General features: G+C 42.0%; 15 protein-coding genes and 1 tRNA gene. 8 read left to right on the top strand and 8 right to left on the bottom strand.

Features of this window, described 5'->3' with window-relative positions:
- Window positions 1-169: 169 nt before the first annotated feature.
- The 7 genes from GJV22_RS22145 to GJV22_RS07695 form a co-directional block, all read right to left on the bottom strand.
- Entirely contained in the window at window positions 170-1,060 is an 891-nt protein-coding gene (locus tag GJV22_RS22145; RefSeq protein WP_205461787.1) for an ATP-binding protein, read from the bottom strand.
- Window positions 1,061-1,296: 236 nt separating this feature from the next.
- Window positions 1,297-1,518, bottom strand: coding sequence for an AlbA family DNA-binding domain-containing protein (locus GJV22_RS22140; protein ID WP_205461895.1), 222 nt, complete (start codon window positions 1,516-1,518; stop codon window positions 1,297-1,299).
- Window positions 1,458-1,640 carry an AlbA family DNA-binding domain-containing protein gene (locus GJV22_RS22380; RefSeq protein ID WP_394367547.1) on the bottom strand — a complete coding sequence of 61 codons (183 nt, stop codon included), beginning with the start codon at window positions 1,638-1,640 and terminating at the stop codon, window positions 1,458-1,460. The genes GJV22_RS22140 and GJV22_RS22380 overlap by 61 nt, the downstream gene beginning before the upstream one ends.
- A 133-nt stretch (window positions 1,641-1,773) precedes the next feature.
- Entirely contained in the window at window positions 1,774-2,016 is a 243-nt protein-coding gene (locus GJV22_RS07710; RefSeq protein WP_205461785.1) for an N-6 DNA methylase, read from the bottom strand.
- A gap of 272 nt (window positions 2,017-2,288) precedes the next feature.
- Window positions 2,289-4,478, bottom strand: a complete 2,190-nt coding sequence (locus GJV22_RS07705) for a hypothetical protein (protein WP_163711246.1) — start codon at window positions 4,476-4,478, stop codon at window positions 2,289-2,291.
- A 5-nt stretch (window positions 4,479-4,483) separates the two neighbouring features.
- Window positions 4,484-6,397 (bottom strand): transglutaminase-like domain-containing protein, encoded by a 1,914-nt coding sequence (locus GJV22_RS07700; protein WP_163711243.1) that lies wholly within the window; start codon window positions 6,395-6,397, stop codon window positions 4,484-4,486.
- Window positions 6,398-6,879: 482 nt separating this feature from the next.
- Window positions 6,880-6,964: transfer RNA gene (locus GJV22_RS07695), tRNA-Leu, on the bottom strand.
- A 399-nt stretch (window positions 6,965-7,363) separates the two neighbouring features.
- On the opposite strand from GJV22_RS07695, the gene GJV22_RS07690 reads away from it, so the two are divergent.
- From GJV22_RS07690 to GJV22_RS07655, 8 genes are all read left to right on the top strand, one after another.
- Complete coding sequence (locus GJV22_RS07690) at window positions 7,364-7,939, top strand: RNA polymerase sigma factor (protein ID WP_163711240.1); 576 nt, start codon at window positions 7,364-7,366, stop codon at window positions 7,937-7,939.
- 102 nt (window positions 7,940-8,041) lie between these two features.
- A complete protein-coding gene (locus GJV22_RS07685) occupies window positions 8,042-9,085 on the top strand; it encodes a FecR family protein (protein ID WP_163711237.1) in 1,044 nt (347 codons plus the stop codon).
- A gap of 211 nt (window positions 9,086-9,296) precedes the next feature.
- Entirely contained in the window at window positions 9,297-12,695 is a 3,399-nt protein-coding gene (locus GJV22_RS07680) for a TonB-dependent receptor (RefSeq protein ID WP_238480297.1), read from the top strand.
- Between the two features lie 18 nt (window positions 12,696-12,713).
- Window positions 12,714-14,360: a RagB/SusD family nutrient uptake outer membrane protein gene (locus GJV22_RS07675; protein WP_163711234.1), complete on the top strand. Its 1,647-nt coding sequence runs from the start codon at window positions 12,714-12,716 to the stop codon at window positions 14,358-14,360.
- 40 nt (window positions 14,361-14,400) lie between these two features.
- Window positions 14,401-15,285, top strand: coding sequence for a hypothetical protein (locus GJV22_RS07670; protein ID WP_163711231.1), 885 nt, complete (start codon window positions 14,401-14,403; stop codon window positions 15,283-15,285).
- 134 nt (window positions 15,286-15,419) lie between these two features.
- The gene (locus GJV22_RS07665; RefSeq protein ID WP_163711228.1) at window positions 15,420-15,992 is read left to right on the top strand and encodes a DUF4369 domain-containing protein; all 573 of its coding nucleotides are present in this window, start codon (window positions 15,420-15,422) and stop codon (window positions 15,990-15,992) included.
- A 39-nt stretch (window positions 15,993-16,031) separates the two neighbouring features.
- Window positions 16,032-17,150 (top strand): glycoside hydrolase family 26 protein, encoded by a 1,119-nt coding sequence (locus GJV22_RS07660; RefSeq protein ID WP_163711225.1) that lies wholly within the window; start codon window positions 16,032-16,034, stop codon window positions 17,148-17,150.
- Window positions 17,151-17,181: 31 nt separating this feature from the next.
- Window positions 17,182-18,156, top strand: coding sequence for a glycoside hydrolase family 5 protein (locus GJV22_RS07655; protein WP_163711222.1), 975 nt, complete (start codon window positions 17,182-17,184; stop codon window positions 18,154-18,156).
- Between the two features lie 66 nt (window positions 18,157-18,222).
- Here GJV22_RS07655 and GJV22_RS07650 read toward each other — a convergent pair whose 3' ends face one another.
- Entirely contained in the window at window positions 18,223-19,284 is a 1,062-nt protein-coding gene (locus GJV22_RS07650) for a Smr/MutS family protein (RefSeq protein ID WP_163711219.1), read from the bottom strand.
- Between the last annotated feature and the right edge of the window lie 97 nt (window positions 19,285-19,381).

Genomic DNA, 19,381 nt, shown 5'->3' with positions numbered 1-19,381 from the left:
TTTGTTCCTTCTCATTTGAATTAACTAATCCATTTGGATTTTCAGGTAAAAAGCAATTATTGAAAACATCTTTGAAACTGATAAATGTATTTCCAAAGCCAATTGGTCTGCTGCTTTAGAAAGTCCTGAAGAAACGTTGTACAGTTCCCCTATTTGAAATTCCGTCCACTCACTCATTCCTTCCCCTCCTTTTCACCAAAACATAGAACGCTAATCCCCTTTTGGTGAGCTTGTACTTTTGCTTCGAGCTATTTGGCTTTTCAGGAATTGTCCATTCAATCAATGAGTCTTCCTGTAATTTACTAAGTATCAATTTTAACTGTCCAGAAATGCTTTTGTGACCCAACGCATCAGCTAAGCCTTGTTTTGAGAGATTATTTTCGGCCAGCTTGAGCACTATGGCTGCGTATAATGACTCGGGCCGTAACTCTGGCTGTCGGTCTTTAAACTCTTGCTGCAACTCCTGCTGTTCCCGCTCAATCCCCTGTTCCAAAAGGTTTTTAAACTCAGGCTGCACTAAATTAGACTCGAGCTGCAACTCGGACTGCTCGCCTTTTGTCTCAGGCTGAGAATCGGTCGTAATCGTTCGCGGACGAATCAGTTCCACATCAAAAAAATCATTCTTTTCGGCAATCGTAGGCGTTTGTAAACCGTGCTCCACACAGGCGGTAACAATCCTGTTAATTCCATTGCCCCATTGCTCTATCAGTCCGAGCTCTTTAAAAACATGGGCAACAACACGGTTGCGGGCTTCACTCCGGCCGTTCAGTGCATCTTCAATAGTAATCGTATTGGGCAAACCGCCCGGCGACACAATGTTTACAATGTCGTCGTAAATTCCGACCTTAATATCGCGGCCACAATTCACGTAGTCGCGGTGAATGACTGCATTGATCAAGGCTTCGCGAATAGGCGGAACCGGTATTTCACAAGTATCGGTCCGGTACGGCCCTTTAATTTCGCCTTTTAAATTGATATGGTTTAACACAAAACTCTGTGTGCTTTCCAGCATCGTGAATATATCTCCGCCATATTCTTTTTTATCAGTAAAGACAGACATCGTGGTACCTTTAAAACGAGCACATTTAACGGTGCAATGCCAAAATTTTCCGAGAATAATCATGAGTGCATTGGTCGGATACAGCTTGCCCTTTTCTTCTTTGATGAGCTTGAGATTCTTCAGTCGCTCTTTATTTAGTGGCTTACCATGCTCTTCAAATTTTTAAGCAAAGAAGCAATGTCCAGGTCCTTAAATTCTTCGTCGTAGCAAATTTCCTCATCGAAACTGATGTTTCGTTATTGCCGTTCGAGCTCGGTAAGTGTTTCCAGATCGGCCTGTCGGTTTGTTGCACCAATCCGAATGAAGGTGCCATCGGCTTTCCCCATACTTTTCAGAAAATATGGCTTTAGATTCCCGCGAACGAGCTCAATTACCAGCACCACCTTGCCGGAAATATTTACACTGTATATCTCGGGGATGATTCCGGGAGAACAGCTATCGGAAATAATAGCAGCCACCCGATCCTGTAACTCAAACAGGGGGCATTGTCGTCAATACCCACCACCTCGCGCTTATCGTTCACACCAATAATCAGCTTACCACCACTGGTGTTCGAAAAGGCAATCACTGTTTTGGCGATCTGCTCACCCTATGGTAAAGTTTCCTTTAACTCCAGCGTCTTGCTTTCTCCTTTTTGTATTTGTTCGGCCAGTGTCATAATTCAATTCTGATTTTAGCCAATTGCATCTTTATTTCTTGATTCAGCTCCGCAACTAGTTGCATCTGTCGCCCGGTTTTCCTGTTAGGTTTTCAATTTTTTCCTCGAAAGGAATATAATCGTCTTCCTCGTCCTGAATACCGACATAACGGCCAGGTGTCATAACAAACTTGTGTTTTTTAATATCGGCTAGGCTGGCCGATTTACATAAGCCTGTTACATTCTCATAGTCGTAGGTTTGATTGAGCCAGTTATGAAAGGTATCGGCAACTGTGCCTATATCTGCGGTTTTCCACAATTTTTGTTCGAGCTTTTCTTCAGCTCCGTTTCCATTCTTTTTCGCGATTTTCTATTTGTTCCGGATTCAACATCCAAAGATATCTATAATTCTTCCCCACCGTTGCCAGTTCTCTGCGGAATTCCTTTTTCGCTGGAAATTAATCGTACAATTCACTAATATTTATGATAAAATATGCGTATTTACAAGTTACATATATTTATTCTACATGGATAAAATTTCAAAAAAGAAAGAACCTTGTTAAACAGGGCTCTTCCATCCAAGTAGTATTGTCATATCTTTTTAAGTAGAACTTTTTGTTCCGATATTTTTGTCGCTGCATTTAGCATATCAAGCAAATCATTCCAGTTTTCGGCCTTCATAAAATTGGTTTTATAGGCTTTTCGGGTTTTAAAGATCAGTTTGTTTGAAACCATCTCGGCACTCGAGTGGAATTCGCAATACCCGTTTGAAAAATCACTAACCAGATTTTCGATACCGTTAACTGTGTAACCATTCGGAATCTCGAAACAGATTTCATTTTCATAAGCCCGTGCGTATGGAAAATATACATCCAGCTTACGTTGTTTTACTTCTTTGTCATCAATATCAATCTGTCCTCCCATCAATTTCCCGATTTCGAGCAGGTAATTGGGGCCAACTTTATTCACAAACTCATTAATCCGGTAATCAACTGAGTATTTCAACTCAGAAGCTTCACTCCACATCCCCAGAGAAACAATACGAATAGAATCGATGTCAAAATCATTTTTCAAGCCCAACTCTCCCTTTATCAACTCCTGGACTTCTGTCTTTCGATCTGTATTATCTTCGTTGACTTTTGTCTCCCGCATTTTTGTTAACTCCTCTATTTTACCCTTAGATTTATAGACATCGACAAGTAGTGGCGTTTCATATTTATCGTTTTTACAGGCATCGATGTATTCGTAAGGCGTTACAAAGCTGGAAATATACTTATTCCGAAGAGCTCCGGTCATTGATGTGCTTTCATTAACCACCATTTGCTGGAGGTTTGAATCCGACAAGCGCACATTCAACTCGGTTGTACTAACCGAGAAGTTATCCGGGCACACAGGAATGTTCTTGTTCAGTTTTATTAGGCTCTTGTTCTTGAAGCTGATCTTGTAAGCTTCATTGCCTTGAAATCCCGGATCAATTTCGTTGTAAAGGGAAAACCGGTTGAAGTTTGTCAGATAGATCGGGTCAGGCGTGTTTATGCGCAGCAAGAAAGCAAGTTCATCATAGAGTAACATGTCGTCCAAGCCCGTATCCCAGCGCTTAGGGGTGACGATAAAATCATAACTGATTTTTTTCTTATCCAGGAAATTGGACATTTTAGCAGCAAAGGCTAAATCGATAATGCCATTGGGCTGTTTTAAATCATTCAAATAAGCATTCTCGAATCCCTTTCTATAAGACTCTTGTCGAGCGAAATAATAAGCTTCTTCCAAAAACACATTGATGTCCTTTTCTTTTTTGTAGTTTTCAGATATAAACTTATCCAATCCAGAGTATTGTGACTTCGAAACCCTTTTTGCCCACGATATTAGGTTTAGAATCTCTTCGTCTTTTAAGGTGCTCTTCATTTCTTGATTCTGAGTTAGAAAAAAGCCATAACTACCAAAGACCTTTCTTGCACGAGCTGTAGAAAAATAAGCTTCAAACTTTATCATTGGGATTTCCCTGCGAGGAAAAAACCAATGGTAGTCGTCATAATCAATCTTTTCCCGATCCCGATCAACAAGTGAATAGGTTCGATATCCTTCTTCAGACTCTCGATCAAATTTAAGTTCCGGAGCTCCATTTACAGATTTCGCCAGCAAGAAGCACCATTTCTTATGATTCAAGGCTATACGTTGAATGACTACAGGATATTCAGAAGCAACCGGGATGTATTGTGTCTCTAACTTCGCAATAACCCCACTTGGAACTATCCTCTTTTCGACATAGTAGAAATCCAAAATATCACCCACATCTATGCCTGGGACTGCAAAACTTTTGTATTCCGCTTTTTTGTTGTCCGATTCCATTTCTTTTACAACGCCCTCGGTTGTATCTACCTCTTCAACCTTTCCATCTGGTTTAATAATCTTAATGCCGATATAAATTTCCTTGTCCTTAGAATATTTAAAAATTCCTTTTTTCCCTAAAATAACGCCCGTGTTGAACTCTGAATATTTTTCGATGGCAGCTTTGTCCTGCAACAGCACTCTTTCGTGAAAAAAGGTTCCCTCATATAATTTGGGAACAACCGGGAGTGCTTTCACTTCATAATCGAAAGTCCGCCCCAGAATTACGGCCGATTCGTCCTTCCATTTTTCCGGGGCTTTTGTCTGTTGAAACCCTTCGAACTGATCACCCCACATCCGCTCTTTGACTTCCTGCTCCTCTTTAGTTTGAGCGAAGATTATCTGGCCGGCTGACAACAGGAAAACAAAGCTCAGCAAGATTCGTTTTTTCATATCGTTTATTTGTTAAGTGTTAGTACTATTTGATCTTCGTAAAATTGATCCAATCGCTTTATGGCATCGTTCCAGTTTTCAAATTCTTCGACCGGAATAATGGATTGATTGAAGCGAAATGCCTTTAGGTACTTGATTTTATTTCCGACAAGCTCGTAGGAGCACTGTATGGAATAGTAATCATTGGATAATGAAAGTTCGTCCGGTAGATGCTTAACCTGGCAGCCGGCCGGAATTTGCAAGCTAATTTCGGCTGTCAGGTCAATTTTCTCACCGATATAGAAATCATCGACCCGCTCTTCCTCTATCGAAAAAAAATTGAACTCTTTATAAGGATCAATTTCAATATAGAGCTCGTCCGAAAAGGCATTGACGCTGTTTTCTACATCAAGGTTGGCGTCAATACTGAAGGGAGCAGAACGTTTATACAGATTCTCGTACGATAACGAAGAAAATCCCACGTTCCTGTGCCCACGATCAAGATAGTCTTCCAAAAGCTCTGCCTCCTTGTTCTTTTCATTGGAATTTAAAAAACGAAACAAGTCGAGCATGCTGTTGCCGTCATACTCGGCGTGATAGTTTCCTTCCAGCCTGTCTTTGTTGACGGCGAAGTCTATTTTATATTGTTCGAGGTTATGCTCGCTCGATAGTACCGGTATGGTATCCAGCAAACAATGCTCTCCGTTTTCTATCATAACAGGCTTCCCCTGTATCCTTTCAGCCACCGACGAAATTCCAATAAACTTCTCGGTCGGATCCAGGAAGTAAGTTTTACCATCCAGAAAAACCGTGCAAATTTGGTGATTGTCAACCGCCAGCGTCGGTAGCGAATAATCGTAATTAATCGAGTTTGTCCCCAACCAACTTAAACGGGCATCTAAACCGGCCTCTTTCAGCATCGCTTTGGTAAGATTTGCCATTCCTTTACAGTCGCCATAGCGCTTTGCCAAAACCTGGTGTGCTTCATCAGGTTGATAAGCTGCTATCCCATTTTCGAAAGCCAGGTATTTAATATTATCCTGAACCCAATAAAAGATGCGCTCAATTTTCTGCAGATTGGTTTTTGCATCTGTGGTTAATTTATTCACCAGGGGCCCAATCTCAGAATAATCCGTATCCAGCCCGTCAATTAGTTTTTTGCACCAAGCATATTTGTCGTTCAAATCTGCCAATAAATCCTGGTTCGATTTATCCAATTTAACCTTCTTATTAAGAATCAAAATGTGCGGATAAGATCTCTGCATACCTAAGCTGAAATTTTCATGTTCGTACCCCTTCAAGTTTACTGCATGGTAGCTAACCTTTGTCAATTCTTTATTGGCGATTCTTTCCGAATGTTTTTCAATCTGGTAGTTTTCTGCATTCACCAACAGAATGTCCGATTCAAGCCAGTCGGGGATCAACAGCGTAATGGTTTTATTTCGGATCGGCATGGGGTCACTAAAATATTGCCGCGAAAGATATTTCAGGTCCAAATACTTTTTTGTATGGTCAAAGCATAAGATATCTCCGATCAAATCCAGGCTTCTCGCATAGCTGCATACCTTCACGTCCGAGTGGAAAAGGTCTTCCTGCTCATAGTTTCCACAAACCGGAGAAACTGAAATCCGCTTTCCTTTTTCATCAGCCAACCTGCTGTCTTGAATTTCCGAGTACGAATCATAAAAAACAAAACGCGAGATCCGCGCGTTCATTCTCAGACTCATTATTTCTTCCGAATTTTTTTCCATGGCATAAATGGTTCCATTCACGCTTGCGCTGAACGAAATTTCGGTTGTCGAATTTAAAATAACAGCTTCTTCTTTGGGATACTCTTTGGCTAATCTTGTTGCAAGTTGGTAGTTTTCATCATCTTTTTTTGCGCACACATCAAAGCTGGAGACCACCAGCAAAAGTGGAATAATTAGAATTTTTCTCATAATTTAAATAAGGTCAGGTTATTTTGGGGCTTTTAGAATCCAGTCTTTATCGCTTTTAAATCTTATCCCTTTTCGGGATTTTCTCGCGAAATACAATTTACGAATTTTACTTAATTAAAATTGCAACGCATGCTAATTTTGAACAGTTTTAAATAACACCCCACCTTCTGAGCTGGAAAGCTTTTTTTATTGTATTCTCAGGAATTGATGTACGAACAAGATGTTCTGTTATTGATTTTTGTTGAAGTTATTAATCTTCCATATTGGATAAATTCATAATCTCAACATACTTCTAAATCATTATAAATCGAATATGTACGTAATTATTCAGTATCAAATAATGAAGTAGAGTAGCTTCTTAATATTGCTTTGGGTATTTTGAAAAGTTGAATCAAACGAACAAGCGTTGAAGGAAATGTGCGTTTCCATCCCCCCTTGCATCCCCCATACACGACAAAAGCCGCGGAAACCGCGGCTTTTTGTGCCCAGGACGGGACTCGAACCTGCACGCCCTAAACGGGCACCAGCCCCTCAAGCTGGCGTGTCTACCAATTTCACCACCTGGGCATTTCCTTTCGGAACATTGAAGATTAGAAACGAATCAAAAGAACATCTTGTGATTGGGCTATCCCCTTCAAATGTGAGTGCAAAACTAAAAAAATAATCAAAACGCAGCTCCTTCCATTAAAAAAATATTCGCTGTAGCGAACAAAAGCACAATTGTGCATTGACATACAATCGTTTAATTCTCTTATTATTTTTATGTTTTAAAATATCACGCCGGTTTCTGGGTAATAATTCAGGAAAATTGCAAGCTAAAATTCTGAGAATAAACACGGTGAAAAAATGTGCATATCCAAAACATCTTTTATTAATCCTGAAACAATAAAATTTCAATTGATTAATATCTTGAATTTTAAAGCTTTGTTTATATTTGAGCCTTCTTATAAACCCAACTGAGAGCTCTTGACAACCAGCAAGCCTAATATTGCCATTATTCGAGATTTCAAAAAAGGTGATGCACACGCCTTCGAATATCTCTTTAACACTTACCATAAGAGGCTCTATGCATTTTTATTTAGCTTAACCCACTCGCATAGCGATAGCGAAGAGATACTTCAAAATACATTCATCAGAATTTGGGAAAAAAGGGCGCTTTTTAATGAGTCCTACCCTTTTGATGCCTTTCTGTTTAAAGTCGGGAAGAATGCTTTTTTGAATCACAGTCGCAAAAAGATCAATCAACGAATTGTAGAAAATAATTTTGAGCTTTATGCCGAATTACTGGAAAATAATGTTGATGATTACTTGATGCTTCAGGAGACAAGCACAATAATCGAAGCGCTGGTAAAAGCGATGCCTCCAAAACGACAAGAGATATTCCGGATGCAGAAATTCGACGGCATGAGTCGCAAAGAAATCAGTGAAAAACTCGACATCTCCGTAGTTACAATTGACAGCCATTTGTCGAAAGCCAACAAGGAATTACTCGAAGGACTGAAGAAATTTAGCATTTTAGCCATCACTCTATTTGTCTCATAAACTGCACATTACTTAAATTCGAAATTATTTTTCAAAAAAAAAGCCAATCCAACTCATAGTTTTTCCAAGCAGAAGTGTATTGCTTGTATAAAACGGAGTAAAATGCCTAACAACACTAAACTGTTCGAACTGTTACGAAGCCTGTTTAACAAACCGGAACTTAATAGCGAAGAACTGAAAGAACTCTATACAAACTTCAACAGCCAATCGAAGTTGACAGAACTGCACCAATTGATGGACGAACAATGGGAGACCAATAATTTCGATGACGTCAGACCCCAATCATCACGTAAGATATTGTCTTCCATCCAAAAGAATATTCAAAAAAACACCCCCAAAAGAAAGGCAGTACGAAAGTTATACCAATGGAGCATTGCTGCTGCAGCCGCGCTTCTTCTTTCTTTTCTAATTTCTGCTTCTTATTTTCTGGAAGTTAGATGGAAGACTGACACGCATACCCTTTTAACGGAAATTACTGCACCAAACGGAAAAATTAAAATTGTCACACTACCCGATAGCACTAGAGTTTGGTTGAATCCGGGATCATCGATCATCTATCCGGAAGATATGAACGAAGAAAAGATTCGCGATGTTCGGTTATGGGGACAGGCTTATTTTAAGGTCGCCAAAAATGCCAGGAAGCCGTTCATCCTCCAAATGGGAGACATCGGGCTGAAAGTTCTGGGAACCTCTTTTAACGCCAGCAACTACAAAGAAGATGCAACCATCGATGTTGTGTTAAAAGAAGGAAAAGTCAGTTTGTTTCAGGGACCCTACGAAGATGCAACCAGTTTTTCTGAGTTAAATCCGGGACAAAGTGCCCGGTATACCAAAGGACACCCGGGATTCAATATTCAGCCCGCCGACGTTCAAAGAATCACCTCATGGATCAATGGCGAGCTCATTTTCAGAGACGAACTGATGTCGGATGTGTTTCGGCAGCTCGAACGCTGGTACAATGTCAAAATTATAGTGAGTGACCCGCAAATCAACAACTACCTTTTCACTGCAACCATAAAAACCGAAAGTCTCAAGAAAATTCTGGAATTGCTGGAATTTACCTCTCAACTAGAATATGAAGTCGTTAAAGACAACGGCTATCAGAATTATAAACCCACAATTTTAATAAAATATAGTACGAAATGATCAAAACTTTTTGCCAATGAATTAACCTAATTCGATGAAAAAAAGGAGATGCTCCAACATCTCCTTTCGCGATGAGCCTGTCATGTTTCCAGCACCTGGGCTCCATTTAACTTGAACTTCTAATTCAAATCATTACGAAATTATGAAAAAAAACTATTTAACGATGGTTTCCGGACTAAATACGCTCTGGAAATCCAAACTATTGAAAACTATGAGGATAACAATAGCCTTATGCTTGTTATTGGTGTCTCAGGTATTTGCTGTAAATACCTACTCCCAAAGCAACCGACTATCGATAAACCATTCGAATTCAACGATTCGAAAAGTCCTTCAGGATATTGAAGACAAAACAGAATATTACTTCATGTACAATGGCAAATTTGTCAATGTCGAACGTGTCGTCAGCATCAATGCAGAGGACAAGGTAATCACAGAGGTTTTAAATGACCTTTTTGAGAATACTGGGATTACCTACCGGATCGATGACCGGCAGATTGCCTTAAGCGAAACAGCAGCTGCCAACCAAATGCAACAAACAAAGAAGGTGACTGGTACAATTACCTCTTCAGGGGGGGAGCCTATTCCCGGAGCAACCGTTATTGTTAAAGGAACTTCCACGGGTGCAGTTACCGATATGGACGGTAATTTCGTGCTTACTAATGTTCCCGGAGATGCCGTTTTAATCTTTTCTTTTGTTGGAATGAAAACCATTGAAATGCCTGTTGCAAACCAAAGTATTTTCAATGTGGCATTGGACGAAGAATCGATTGGGTTGGAGGAAGTTGTAGCCATCGGCTATGGTGTACAGAAGAAAAAATTGTTAACTGGTGCAAATACTAACGTCAAAGGTGAAGACATTCAATCCTTAAATACAACTACGGCCATGGACGCCCTGAAAGGGATTACCCCAGGGGTCACCATTACTCAAAACAACGGCCAACCGGGTGCTTCGAACAAGATTAATATTCGCGGTATCGGTACGACAGGTGATTCAAGCCCTCTTTATATTGTGGACGGTGTGATCCAGGGAAATATTGACTACTTAAGTCCAAGCGATATTGAGAACATCGATGTTTTAAAAGACGCCGCTTCTGCAGCCATCTATGGTTCGCGTGGTGCTAACGGGGTTATTTTGGTAACCACCAAGAAAGGTCGCAAAAATATGCGTCCGGTTATTACTTACGATGGTTATTATGGTGTACAAAATGTATACAAGTTGCCCGACTTGCTAACGGCAAAAGAGTACGCCAATATTATGGACGAAGCTGTGGTTAATGCTGGGAATGCACCTCATGATTTTGCAGGAATGGTACCCGATTGGGATAAAATTCAAAGTGGCGAATGGGAAGGAACCAATTGGTTTAAGGAAATGATGGTTAACGACGCGCCGGTACAGAGTCATGCAATTGGCATTCAGGGAGGTTCTGAAAAATCAATCTATTCTTTCGGTGTTTCTTATCTCGACCAGGAAGGTATCGTTGGTAAACAATCCAACTCTTTCTACAAACGTCTTAATTTTCGTTTGAATACAGAACACATCCTGATTTCAAATTCTGGTTTTGATGCTTTAACATTCGGTGAAAACTTAACTTACACCAATAGCCAAAACAATTCTATTCGTCAAGGTAACATCTATTGGAACGATGTACACAATGCCTTGGTAGCCGCCCCTTTTATGCCGGTATACGACGAGAACGGTGACTACCACAAAACCATTGGATGGAATTCATCGGACCCAAACCCGGTTGCAATGATGGATTATTCGACCAAAAATGGTGAAAACGACAACAATCAACTGGTTGGGTCATTTTATCTGGTCGTTCAACCGATCAAAAATCTAAAATTACGCTCAAGCTTTGGTTTTAATATGGGTTGGGGAAATAGCCGCCAATGGACTCCACAATATAATCTTGGACCTCGGTACACAACCGATGCAGACCAAGTATCGCAAAACCTTTGGACAAATCGGAGCATCATTCAGGATAACACACTGAGCTACACATTCAATATCAATAATGATCATAACTTTGAAGCACTGATCGGTAACAGCATTGAAAAGTCTGTACAAAGTGTCAGCTTAGGCATCACGAACAAAAGTAGTCTGTTCCAGGATTTTGAACATGCTTATATTGACAATACACCAAGTGCATCCAGCACAACATCAATCGGTGGTCGAGATGATTACGGTTGGGCAATGATGTCTTACTTCGGACGGGTTTCTTACAACTTCAAAGAAACCGTCTTGTTCTCTGCTATGCTTCGCGGTGATGCATCTTCCCGATTTACAAAAGGCAACAGATGGGGTTACTTCCCTTCAGTTTCGGCAGGTTATGTGCTCACGAATGCACCTTTCATGAATTCAACCAATAACTTTCTTGATTTCATGAAAATCAGAGCCAGCTGGGGCCAAGTGGGTAACGAACGTGTGAGTAGCTTCCTTCACGCTTCAACGCTGGCTTATTTAGATGACGGAAACAACTTTTACAACTGGGCCTATGGTTTTGGTGCAGATAAAACGACACGCTCAATTGGGTCGAGCCCTGCCCGAATCCCCAATCCGAACATTGGATGGGAAACCTCAGAACAGTTAAACATCGGTTTTGATGCCAATCTATTGAAATCACGCTTAAGCATTAATTTCGATTGGTATAAAAAAGACACCAAAGACTGGTTGGTCTGGACCGGGATTGAAGCACACAACGGGAAAGATGGTGTTACCATTAATGGTGGTCAGGTAACCAACAAAGGGGTTGAAATTGCTTTGGGCTGGCACGACAGAGCCGGCGAATTTAACTATGGTATTAATGTTTCAGTCGCTCACAACAAAAACGAAATTACAGGTATTAACAATACTGAAGGAATTATACATGGTGCTTCCAATGTATTAAGTCAAGGTACAGGTGAAATCTTCCGGGCACAGGTTGGCCATCCTATAGGTTATTTCTGGGGCTACCAGACCGACGGTGTCATTCAAAATGAAGAAGAAGCAAACGCATGGGTTGGTCCTGATGGATCAAAATATTTTGAAGATCAACAACCGGGTGACTTACGTTGGGTAGATCAAAACAACGATGGCGCAATTAACGAACTCGATAAAGTATCGATCGGTAATCCAAATCCTGACTACATCTTGGGTGTTCAGTTGAGTGCCGACTATAAAGGATTCTTTATGAATGCAACTGCGAACGGAGCCTTTGGTCAGCAAATTGCCAAGTCTTATCGTTCATTTGCCGACAGTTATAAGAACAACTACACAACAGATGTTTTTCAACGCTGGCATGGTGAGGGAACTTCAAACACCCACCCACGGCTATTGTCCTCTCCTCACCGGAATACACAAAACCTCTCCGATCTTTACATTCAGGATGGCGACTACCTGCGCATCAGCAACTTAACAATTGGTTATGATCTGAAGAAAATCGTTAAGAAGCTCTTCCTTAGTGAAGCCAAAATATACCTGACTGCAAAAAACCTGTACACCTTTACCGGTTATGACGGTATGGATCCTGAAGTTGGATATGGATCCGATACCAGCTGGGCATCGGGTATCGATTTGGGGTTGTATCCTGCTGCAAGAACCTATTTAATTGGTGTAAACCTGAAGTTTTAATCCTAAATGAAAGTTGAAATGAAAAAAATATTATTACCCGCATTGATTGCGATCCTTGCTGTATTTTCAGGTTGCGGCGATACCTTTCTGGATCAAAAGAACCTGTACGAAAAAAACACGGAAAACTACTATAGTAATCCCAATGATGTTGACGAATCATTAATTGGAGCTTACTCCTGTCTGGCTATTGACGGAGGTGGGAACCATCCGGTATTAATGGCGAACCTATTGAGTGATGATTGTTTCAGTGGTGGAGGTACAAACGATATCGAAGTTGGTGGTACCGATAAATTTGAAAAACCACTTGAAGACCTTTATTACCCGTTTTACAAGCGTAATTATGAAGGAATATTAATTCTGAACAGTTTACTCGAACACTTCGATCAAGCGACTTACGAAGATGTAGAACTGCGCAAGCAAAACCGCGGCGAAGCATGCTTCTTAAGAGCGATGTTCTATTTTCGCTTAACCAAATTTTTCGGTGAGGTTCCATTGGATTTGAATTCTGCGATGGATGTCCTTCCCAGGGCCAGCAGTGATGAAATCTATGCTCAAATTGCCAGCGACTTAAAAATGGCGATTGACAGTATGAGTAGCAAGTCGTACCTGAATTTCGAGTCAGGGCGTGCAACAAAATGGGCTGCCGAAGCTTTAATGGGCCGTGTTTTCCTGTTCTACACCGGTTTTTACAATAAAACTGAGCTGCCTACAGTTGATGGCGCAGCCATCACAAAAGATCAGGCTGTTGCCTGGTTGGAAGATTGTATTGCCAACAGCGGCCATTCGTTGATCCCCAATTACGCCAGCATTTGGCCCTTCTCTTCACTGAGTGATGATGGGCACGACGACGGATATTTATATGCTCAAGACGTCACCTGGGCTGGCGATGGATGTGCTGAAACGGTATTTGCGGTAAAATACACCAACAGTGGAGACTGGGGCAATACCGGCCGCTTAGCATACGCTAACGAACATGTTTTATACACTAGTCCTCGAGCATACGACTACCCTCCGTTTGGTTATGGCTGGGGAATTGGAGCTGTTAACCCACAGTTGCGAGACAGTTTTGAATCTGGCGATCCTCGTAAAACATCAACAATAATCGACAACACCGACGAGAATGAACCAACCTATGGCGACAATTATAATTGGGCCGGATGGAACTGCCGCGATGAAACCGGTTTGTGGAATAAGAAATACTCGGCCATCATTCGCGATGTTGATGGTGACGGAACTTATACCGGTATGTACTACGATTTATTTGGAGGTACCAACAACATGCAATTGTGGAACATGCAGGATGACATCCTGATCCGATTTGCTGATGTCAAGCTGATGGCTGCTGAATTGGGAAGCCATTCTCAGGATTATCTGGATGATATTCGCGACCGTTCCGGTCTGCCATCAGTAACCTATTCTTTAGCCGCTCTGAAAGCAGAACGCCGCCATGAATTCGCACTGGAAGGTATTCGCTGGTTCGACTTATTGCGTTGGGGAGATGCAGAAGCTGCGATTACTGGTTGTAACGGTGTTCCTGTAAAAACCGACAATGTAGACACAACCTATAAAATCACATTCAATGCTGGCCGGGTGTTCCTGCCGTTTCCGGATACTGAAATTCGTCTGTCAAATGGCAATCTGGAGCAAAGTCCGGGTTGGGAATAAGCAATTTCACCTGAATGTTAAATTTTAAATTACATCAACAATGAAAAATAATATATTATATCTGATGGTTGCCGCAATGTTGCTGTTTGTAGCATGCGACCCCATTGAAGAGCGCCATGACGCGGGGGAAGTGCTCACTGAAGCAGAGCTGATGAGCTATATGGATGTCACAATTACCGGCAACGTAGCAACTTGCACCAATACGGCTCCCGGGGTAGTTTCATTCTGGAAAACCGATTTTGGGCAACAATCCAATAATAACGCCGTGGATTTTTACATCCCACTACAAAATACATACACAGCAACGCTAACCGCTTATTGTGCCGGCGGACCGGTAACCGTGAGCAAAGAGTTCGTTATTGAGCAAAATGATCCGGAATATTTTAGTGACCCGTTCTGGAACTTACTAACCAACGATGTAGCTGGTAAATCATGGGTTTGGGCAACCGATATTCCCGGAGGAAAAATTTGGGGTAACGGTGGCTATCTGGCCAGTGTGAAGCCAGAATGGTGGGCACTGGGAGTCGCTGACATTCTCAGCCAAGGTGGAACTGCCACAGATGAAATCATTTTCGACCTGAACGGAGGATTAAATTTCCAAGTCATTAACTCCGTTGATGAAGGCGAGAACACAGCTGTTCCGGGAAATGGCACAGGAACCTTCAACATGGATCTTGGTGAAGCAAACCACCTGATGAACTCTGACGGTTCGGCCGTATGGTCGTATGGTAAAATTACATTTACCAACCACACAATTCCGCTGGGATTTGAACCCAACAGCTCAGGTAAACCACTGCACTATGTATTCGACATTCTGAAACTGACCGAAGATGAACTGCAACTGGCTTTCCCCGAGCCGGGTGTTAACTATGCTTGGGGAACTGCTTGGTTCTATATGTTTAAACGTAAAGGCTATACCTATTAGCCATTGCCGTGTTTTTTCAATCATTGAGAGGAAACCACTGTAACAGGTGGTTTCTTTTTATCCACTAACTTTGAAGAAAGCATATCGCTACCGGTATCATTTTCTTCTGACCAACTCAAAAAAACAGAAAAATCATGCGTCACTTCGTTGTTTTATTCATCATTCTGATCGTTGCTTGCCAACCCAATTCTCATTTTTCGATTCAAGGACAAATGCCCGATACCACCTTTGATGGGGAACAAGTTTATTTGGTTCCTGTGTTCGGAGCAACTGTCGAAAACGTTGACTCATGCACCATTGAGCAAGGAAAGTTTAAATTTGAAGGAACGCCTACTCCCAACGAAGTTTTTATTCTTCGCACGAAACCAATGCTTCGATTAAAAGCTCAGGATCAATTGGTGATTAAAGAACAGGGGATAATTTGGGTTGAAATGAATCAAAACAGCTTTGTTACGGGAACTGCCACCAACGATTCGATTCAGGCTTGGAAAGAGCAGAAAATCAAATTGGATCAACAAGTTTATGAACTTCAGCTTAAACGAAGGAATTCACCCGACAGCCTGCAGGAAACCGCACAGGCAAAGCTTGATTCTTTGATTGCAATCGGTCAAAACTTCCATTTCCGTACAGCCGAATTAAATCAAGATAATGCCCTGGGGAAAATGCTCCGTAAAATGCTTCAACAATCACCGTCTGACACGGAGTAAAACAACCTCATTTTTCTGCTTCAATAAAAAACCAACTAAATGAAATCGAAAATCTACATCGCGGTTTTGTTTGCACTTGCCGCGACTTCCGCTTGTACAATCACCCCAGCAAAAGAGCTGCTCCTTCCAACCGACAAACAGGCTACTGAGGAAACCGTTCACCTGTATAACCATCTTTTAAAGCAGCAACAACAAGGAATGATGTTTGGCCATCAGGATGATCTGGCTTATGGTAAAGGCTGGATTGATGAACCGGGGCGATCGGATGTGAAAGAAGTTTGCGGTGATTATCCCGCTGTGTACGGATGGGAATTGGGACATCTGGAACTGGGCAACGCTTACAGCCTGGATTCGGTATACTTTGATCGAATCCGTGATTGGATCCTAGAAGCTTATGAACGCGGTGGAGTCAATACCATCAGCTGGCATTTGCGCAACCCATTAACCGGCGGAACGGCTTGGGACGTTTCTACGCCCGGTGTAGTCGCTTCAGTTCTGCCCGGAGGAGAAAAACACGAATTGTACACTCAGTATCTCGACCATCTGGCAGACTTCCTTTTGAGTTTAAAAACTGATAATGGTACTTATGTACCTATTCTGTTCCGTCCCTTTCACGAGCATACCGGAAGTTGGTTTTGGTGGGGGAAAGATTTATGTACCCCCGAAGAATATAAAGCTCTTTGGCGGTTCACCCAAACTTATTTGCGCGACACGAAAAACATTCATCACCTGCTTTACTCCTACTCTACCGATCGTTTTAAGTCTCAGGAAAAATACCTGGAGCGCTACCCCGGCGATGATGTTATTGACTTGCTTGGTTTCGATATGTACGACCGCTCTCCGGGCTACAGGGATCTACTGGATAAATGCGCGGCAACAGTGTCAAGATTAGCCAAGGAGAAAGGGAAAATAGCAGCGATGACTGAAGCCGGAGGACCAATAGAAACGGATACCGAATGGTGGACAGTAACCATCCTGAAGACGCTTAAACCTTACGGCCTATCCTACGTATTGGTTTGGCGGAACCCAACGAATAAAATATGGGAAGCTTTTGCCCCCTATCCCGGTCATCCAAGCGAAGCCGATTTTATCCAGTTTTACAACGATCCGGAAACAATTTTTCAGCAGGAAGCAACGGCTGCTAAACTTTATAACTAAATTCTATTTCAATTATTTAACCTAGCGAACTATGAAAATTATAAGCATTGCATTGGTGTTGATGCTCTTCGCCGGAATTTATACTGCAAAAGCACAAACACCGGTCGAGAACCACGGACAACTAAAAATCGCGAATGGGCAAATTGTCGACGAGCACAACAAAGCACCACAATTGCGGGGACTCAGTTTCTCGTGGAGCATTTGGAACGGACAGAAATACTATAATCCTGCTGTTGTTGATTGGATTTGCTCCGATTTTAAAGTCAGCCTGATTCGGGTGTCGATGGGTATCGAACCTGAAGGCGGCTACCTGGACAAACCCGAATTTCAAAAGGAATTGGTAACGACTGTCATCGACAAGGCTTTAGACAACGGCGTTTACGTGCTCATCGACTGGCACGACCACCATGCAGAAAAACACGTGGAGGAATCCAAAGCATTTTTTGCAGAGATGGCACAAAAGTATGCGGGCAACCCACAGGTGATCTATGAAATATTCAATGAACCCGATTACCAAAGTTGGGATGTTGTGAAAGATTATGCCTTGCAGATTATTCCGGTCATTCGAAAATACGACAGCAAAAACCTGATTGTTGTTGGAAGCCCGCGCTGGGATCAGAATGTTGACGAGGCTGCCAATGATCCAATTACCGGGTACGATAACATTTGCTACTCGTTTCACTTTTACGCATCCGATAATAATCACCAGGAATCGTTGCGCAAAAAAGCCGATTATGCCCTGGAAAAAGGATTACCGCTATTTGTGACCGAATGGGGAGTTGGCGAAGCAAATGGCGACGGCAAATTTGACATGGCTCGGAACCGCATCTGGCTGAAATGGATGGAAGACCACAAACTGAGTTGGGCCTGCTGGAACATTACCGACAAAGAAGAGACGACAGCCTTTTTGAAACCGGGAGCCAACATTGATGGCAACTGGACGGATGAGGAGTTAACGCCAAACGGGAAATACCTTCGTGAGCTCCTGCGCAAACTGAACGAATAAGAACGTTTGAGATAAAGGGAACGGGGATGACTATTTTTCATCCCCGTTCCCTTTTGCCATTGATGATTACTTACGAATAATTACCATGGTTGCCCCGTAGCCATATTCCTGGAAACTGGCATCCTGGTGGGCATATTTCTTGAATTTGGTTGACAGTTCGCGGCGCAGTTCCTGCTTCAACACGCCATTCCCCAAACCATGAATAAAAACAACTTTCTTCACTTTATTGCCGGAGATGGCTTCCTGCATTTTCTCCCGGAACGTATTCATCTGCAAATCCAGCATATCTTTGTTCGAAAGGCCGGCAGTACTATCAATCAATTCGTGGATGTGCAAATCAACTTCCAACAATTCGGGCAACTCAACTTTTGCTTTTTGTGGTTCGCGCGCTGGTTCCTTTTCTCGAGCTGCTTTCTTCACATCCTTTGAGCTCAATTCTTTCAGGGCCTTTTCCATTTCCGATTCATTCAGCTTATAAAGCATCACCTTTTCGCTGAAAAAATCTGATTGCTTAAAGCTTCCCGACTTGTAGAATTTCACCGGGTTGATGGCAATCTTTTTGCGAAGCGGTTTTTCCAGCCGCGGCGACTGGTCTTTGTAAAACAAGAGCTGAAACGCAAATGCCGGCAAGCTTGCAATATCAGCTTGCGAAAGCGTTCCCAGCAACAATTTGGTATTGGGCTCCAGTTTACCGGCTTCCTGGGTTACATATTGCTCGTTTTCGAAATGGCTGTAATGATACAGAATGAAAAAGTTACTGTCGTTAACCAGGTAAACCTTGGTTTGTCCATCCAGCGGATTTCGGCTATCCTCGGGTAAAAAGGCCAGGTAAAACTCAGGCTCATCATTTCCCCGAATAATTGTGATCGGTTCTTCAACCTTAACTTTTCGTTCAGCAGGTTTTGGCTGTGCCGTGCCCCGACGAATAAAATCGCTCACATCCGGTTTTTTATCGCTGTTTGCGATTCCTTCCTGATCGATTTCGTCCATTATAATTTCAGTAGTCATGACCGGAATTTCGAAACCATCCTCATTTTCCACATGAACCATATTTTTACCGACAATTTTAGTGATGATACCACCACCAACTGAATTCATAAATTTAACCCGATCTCCAACTTGATACATAGCTTTTCTATTTTGACACAAAAGTAACAAAAGCAAGTTCCAAATTCCAAGTTTCGGCTTCCAAGTTCCAAACAATCTGTCTGTCCTTCAATCTTTC

Source organism: Mangrovibacterium lignilyticum, assembly GCF_010882175.1.
GTDB classification, from domain to species: Bacteria; Bacteroidota; Bacteroidia; order Bacteroidales; family Prolixibacteraceae; genus Mangrovibacterium; species Mangrovibacterium lignilyticum.
This window is presented reverse-complemented; position numbering and strand designations above follow the sequence as displayed.

What these genes read in the sequence shown, in the direction of transcription:
- GJV22_RS22145 (WP_205461787.1), bottom strand. Translation starts at nt 1,060, where the DNA reads ATGTCTGTCTTTACTGATAAAAAAGAATATGGCGGAGATATATTCACG.
- GJV22_RS07665 (WP_163711228.1), top strand. Translation starts at nt 15,420, where the DNA reads ATGCGTCACTTCGTTGTTTTATTCATCATTCTGATCGTTGCTTGCCAA.
- GJV22_RS07705 (WP_163711246.1), bottom strand. Translation starts at nt 4,478, where the DNA reads ATGAAAAAACGAATCTTGCTGAGCTTTGTTTTCCTGTTGTCAGCCGGC.
- GJV22_RS07685 (WP_163711237.1), top strand. Translation starts at nt 8,042, where the DNA reads ATGCCTAACAACACTAAACTGTTCGAACTGTTACGAAGCCTGTTTAAC.
- GJV22_RS07655 (WP_163711222.1), top strand. Translation starts at nt 17,182, where the DNA reads ATGAAAATTATAAGCATTGCATTGGTGTTGATGCTCTTCGCCGGAATT.
- GJV22_RS07700 (WP_163711243.1), bottom strand. Translation starts at nt 6,397, where the DNA reads ATGAGAAAAATTCTAATTATTCCACTTTTGCTGGTGGTCTCCAGCTTT.
- GJV22_RS07650 (WP_163711219.1), bottom strand. Translation starts at nt 19,284, where the DNA reads ATGTATCAAGTTGGAGATCGGGTTAAATTTATGAATTCAGTTGGTGGT.
- GJV22_RS07660 (WP_163711225.1), top strand. Translation starts at nt 16,032, where the DNA reads ATGAAATCGAAAATCTACATCGCGGTTTTGTTTGCACTTGCCGCGACT.
- GJV22_RS07680 (WP_238480297.1), top strand. Translation starts at nt 9,297, where the DNA reads ATGAGGATAACAATAGCCTTATGCTTGTTATTGGTGTCTCAGGTATTT.
- GJV22_RS07670 (WP_163711231.1), top strand. Translation starts at nt 14,401, where the DNA reads ATGAAAAATAATATATTATATCTGATGGTTGCCGCAATGTTGCTGTTT.
- GJV22_RS07675 (WP_163711234.1), top strand. Translation starts at nt 12,714, where the DNA reads ATGAAAAAAATATTATTACCCGCATTGATTGCGATCCTTGCTGTATTT.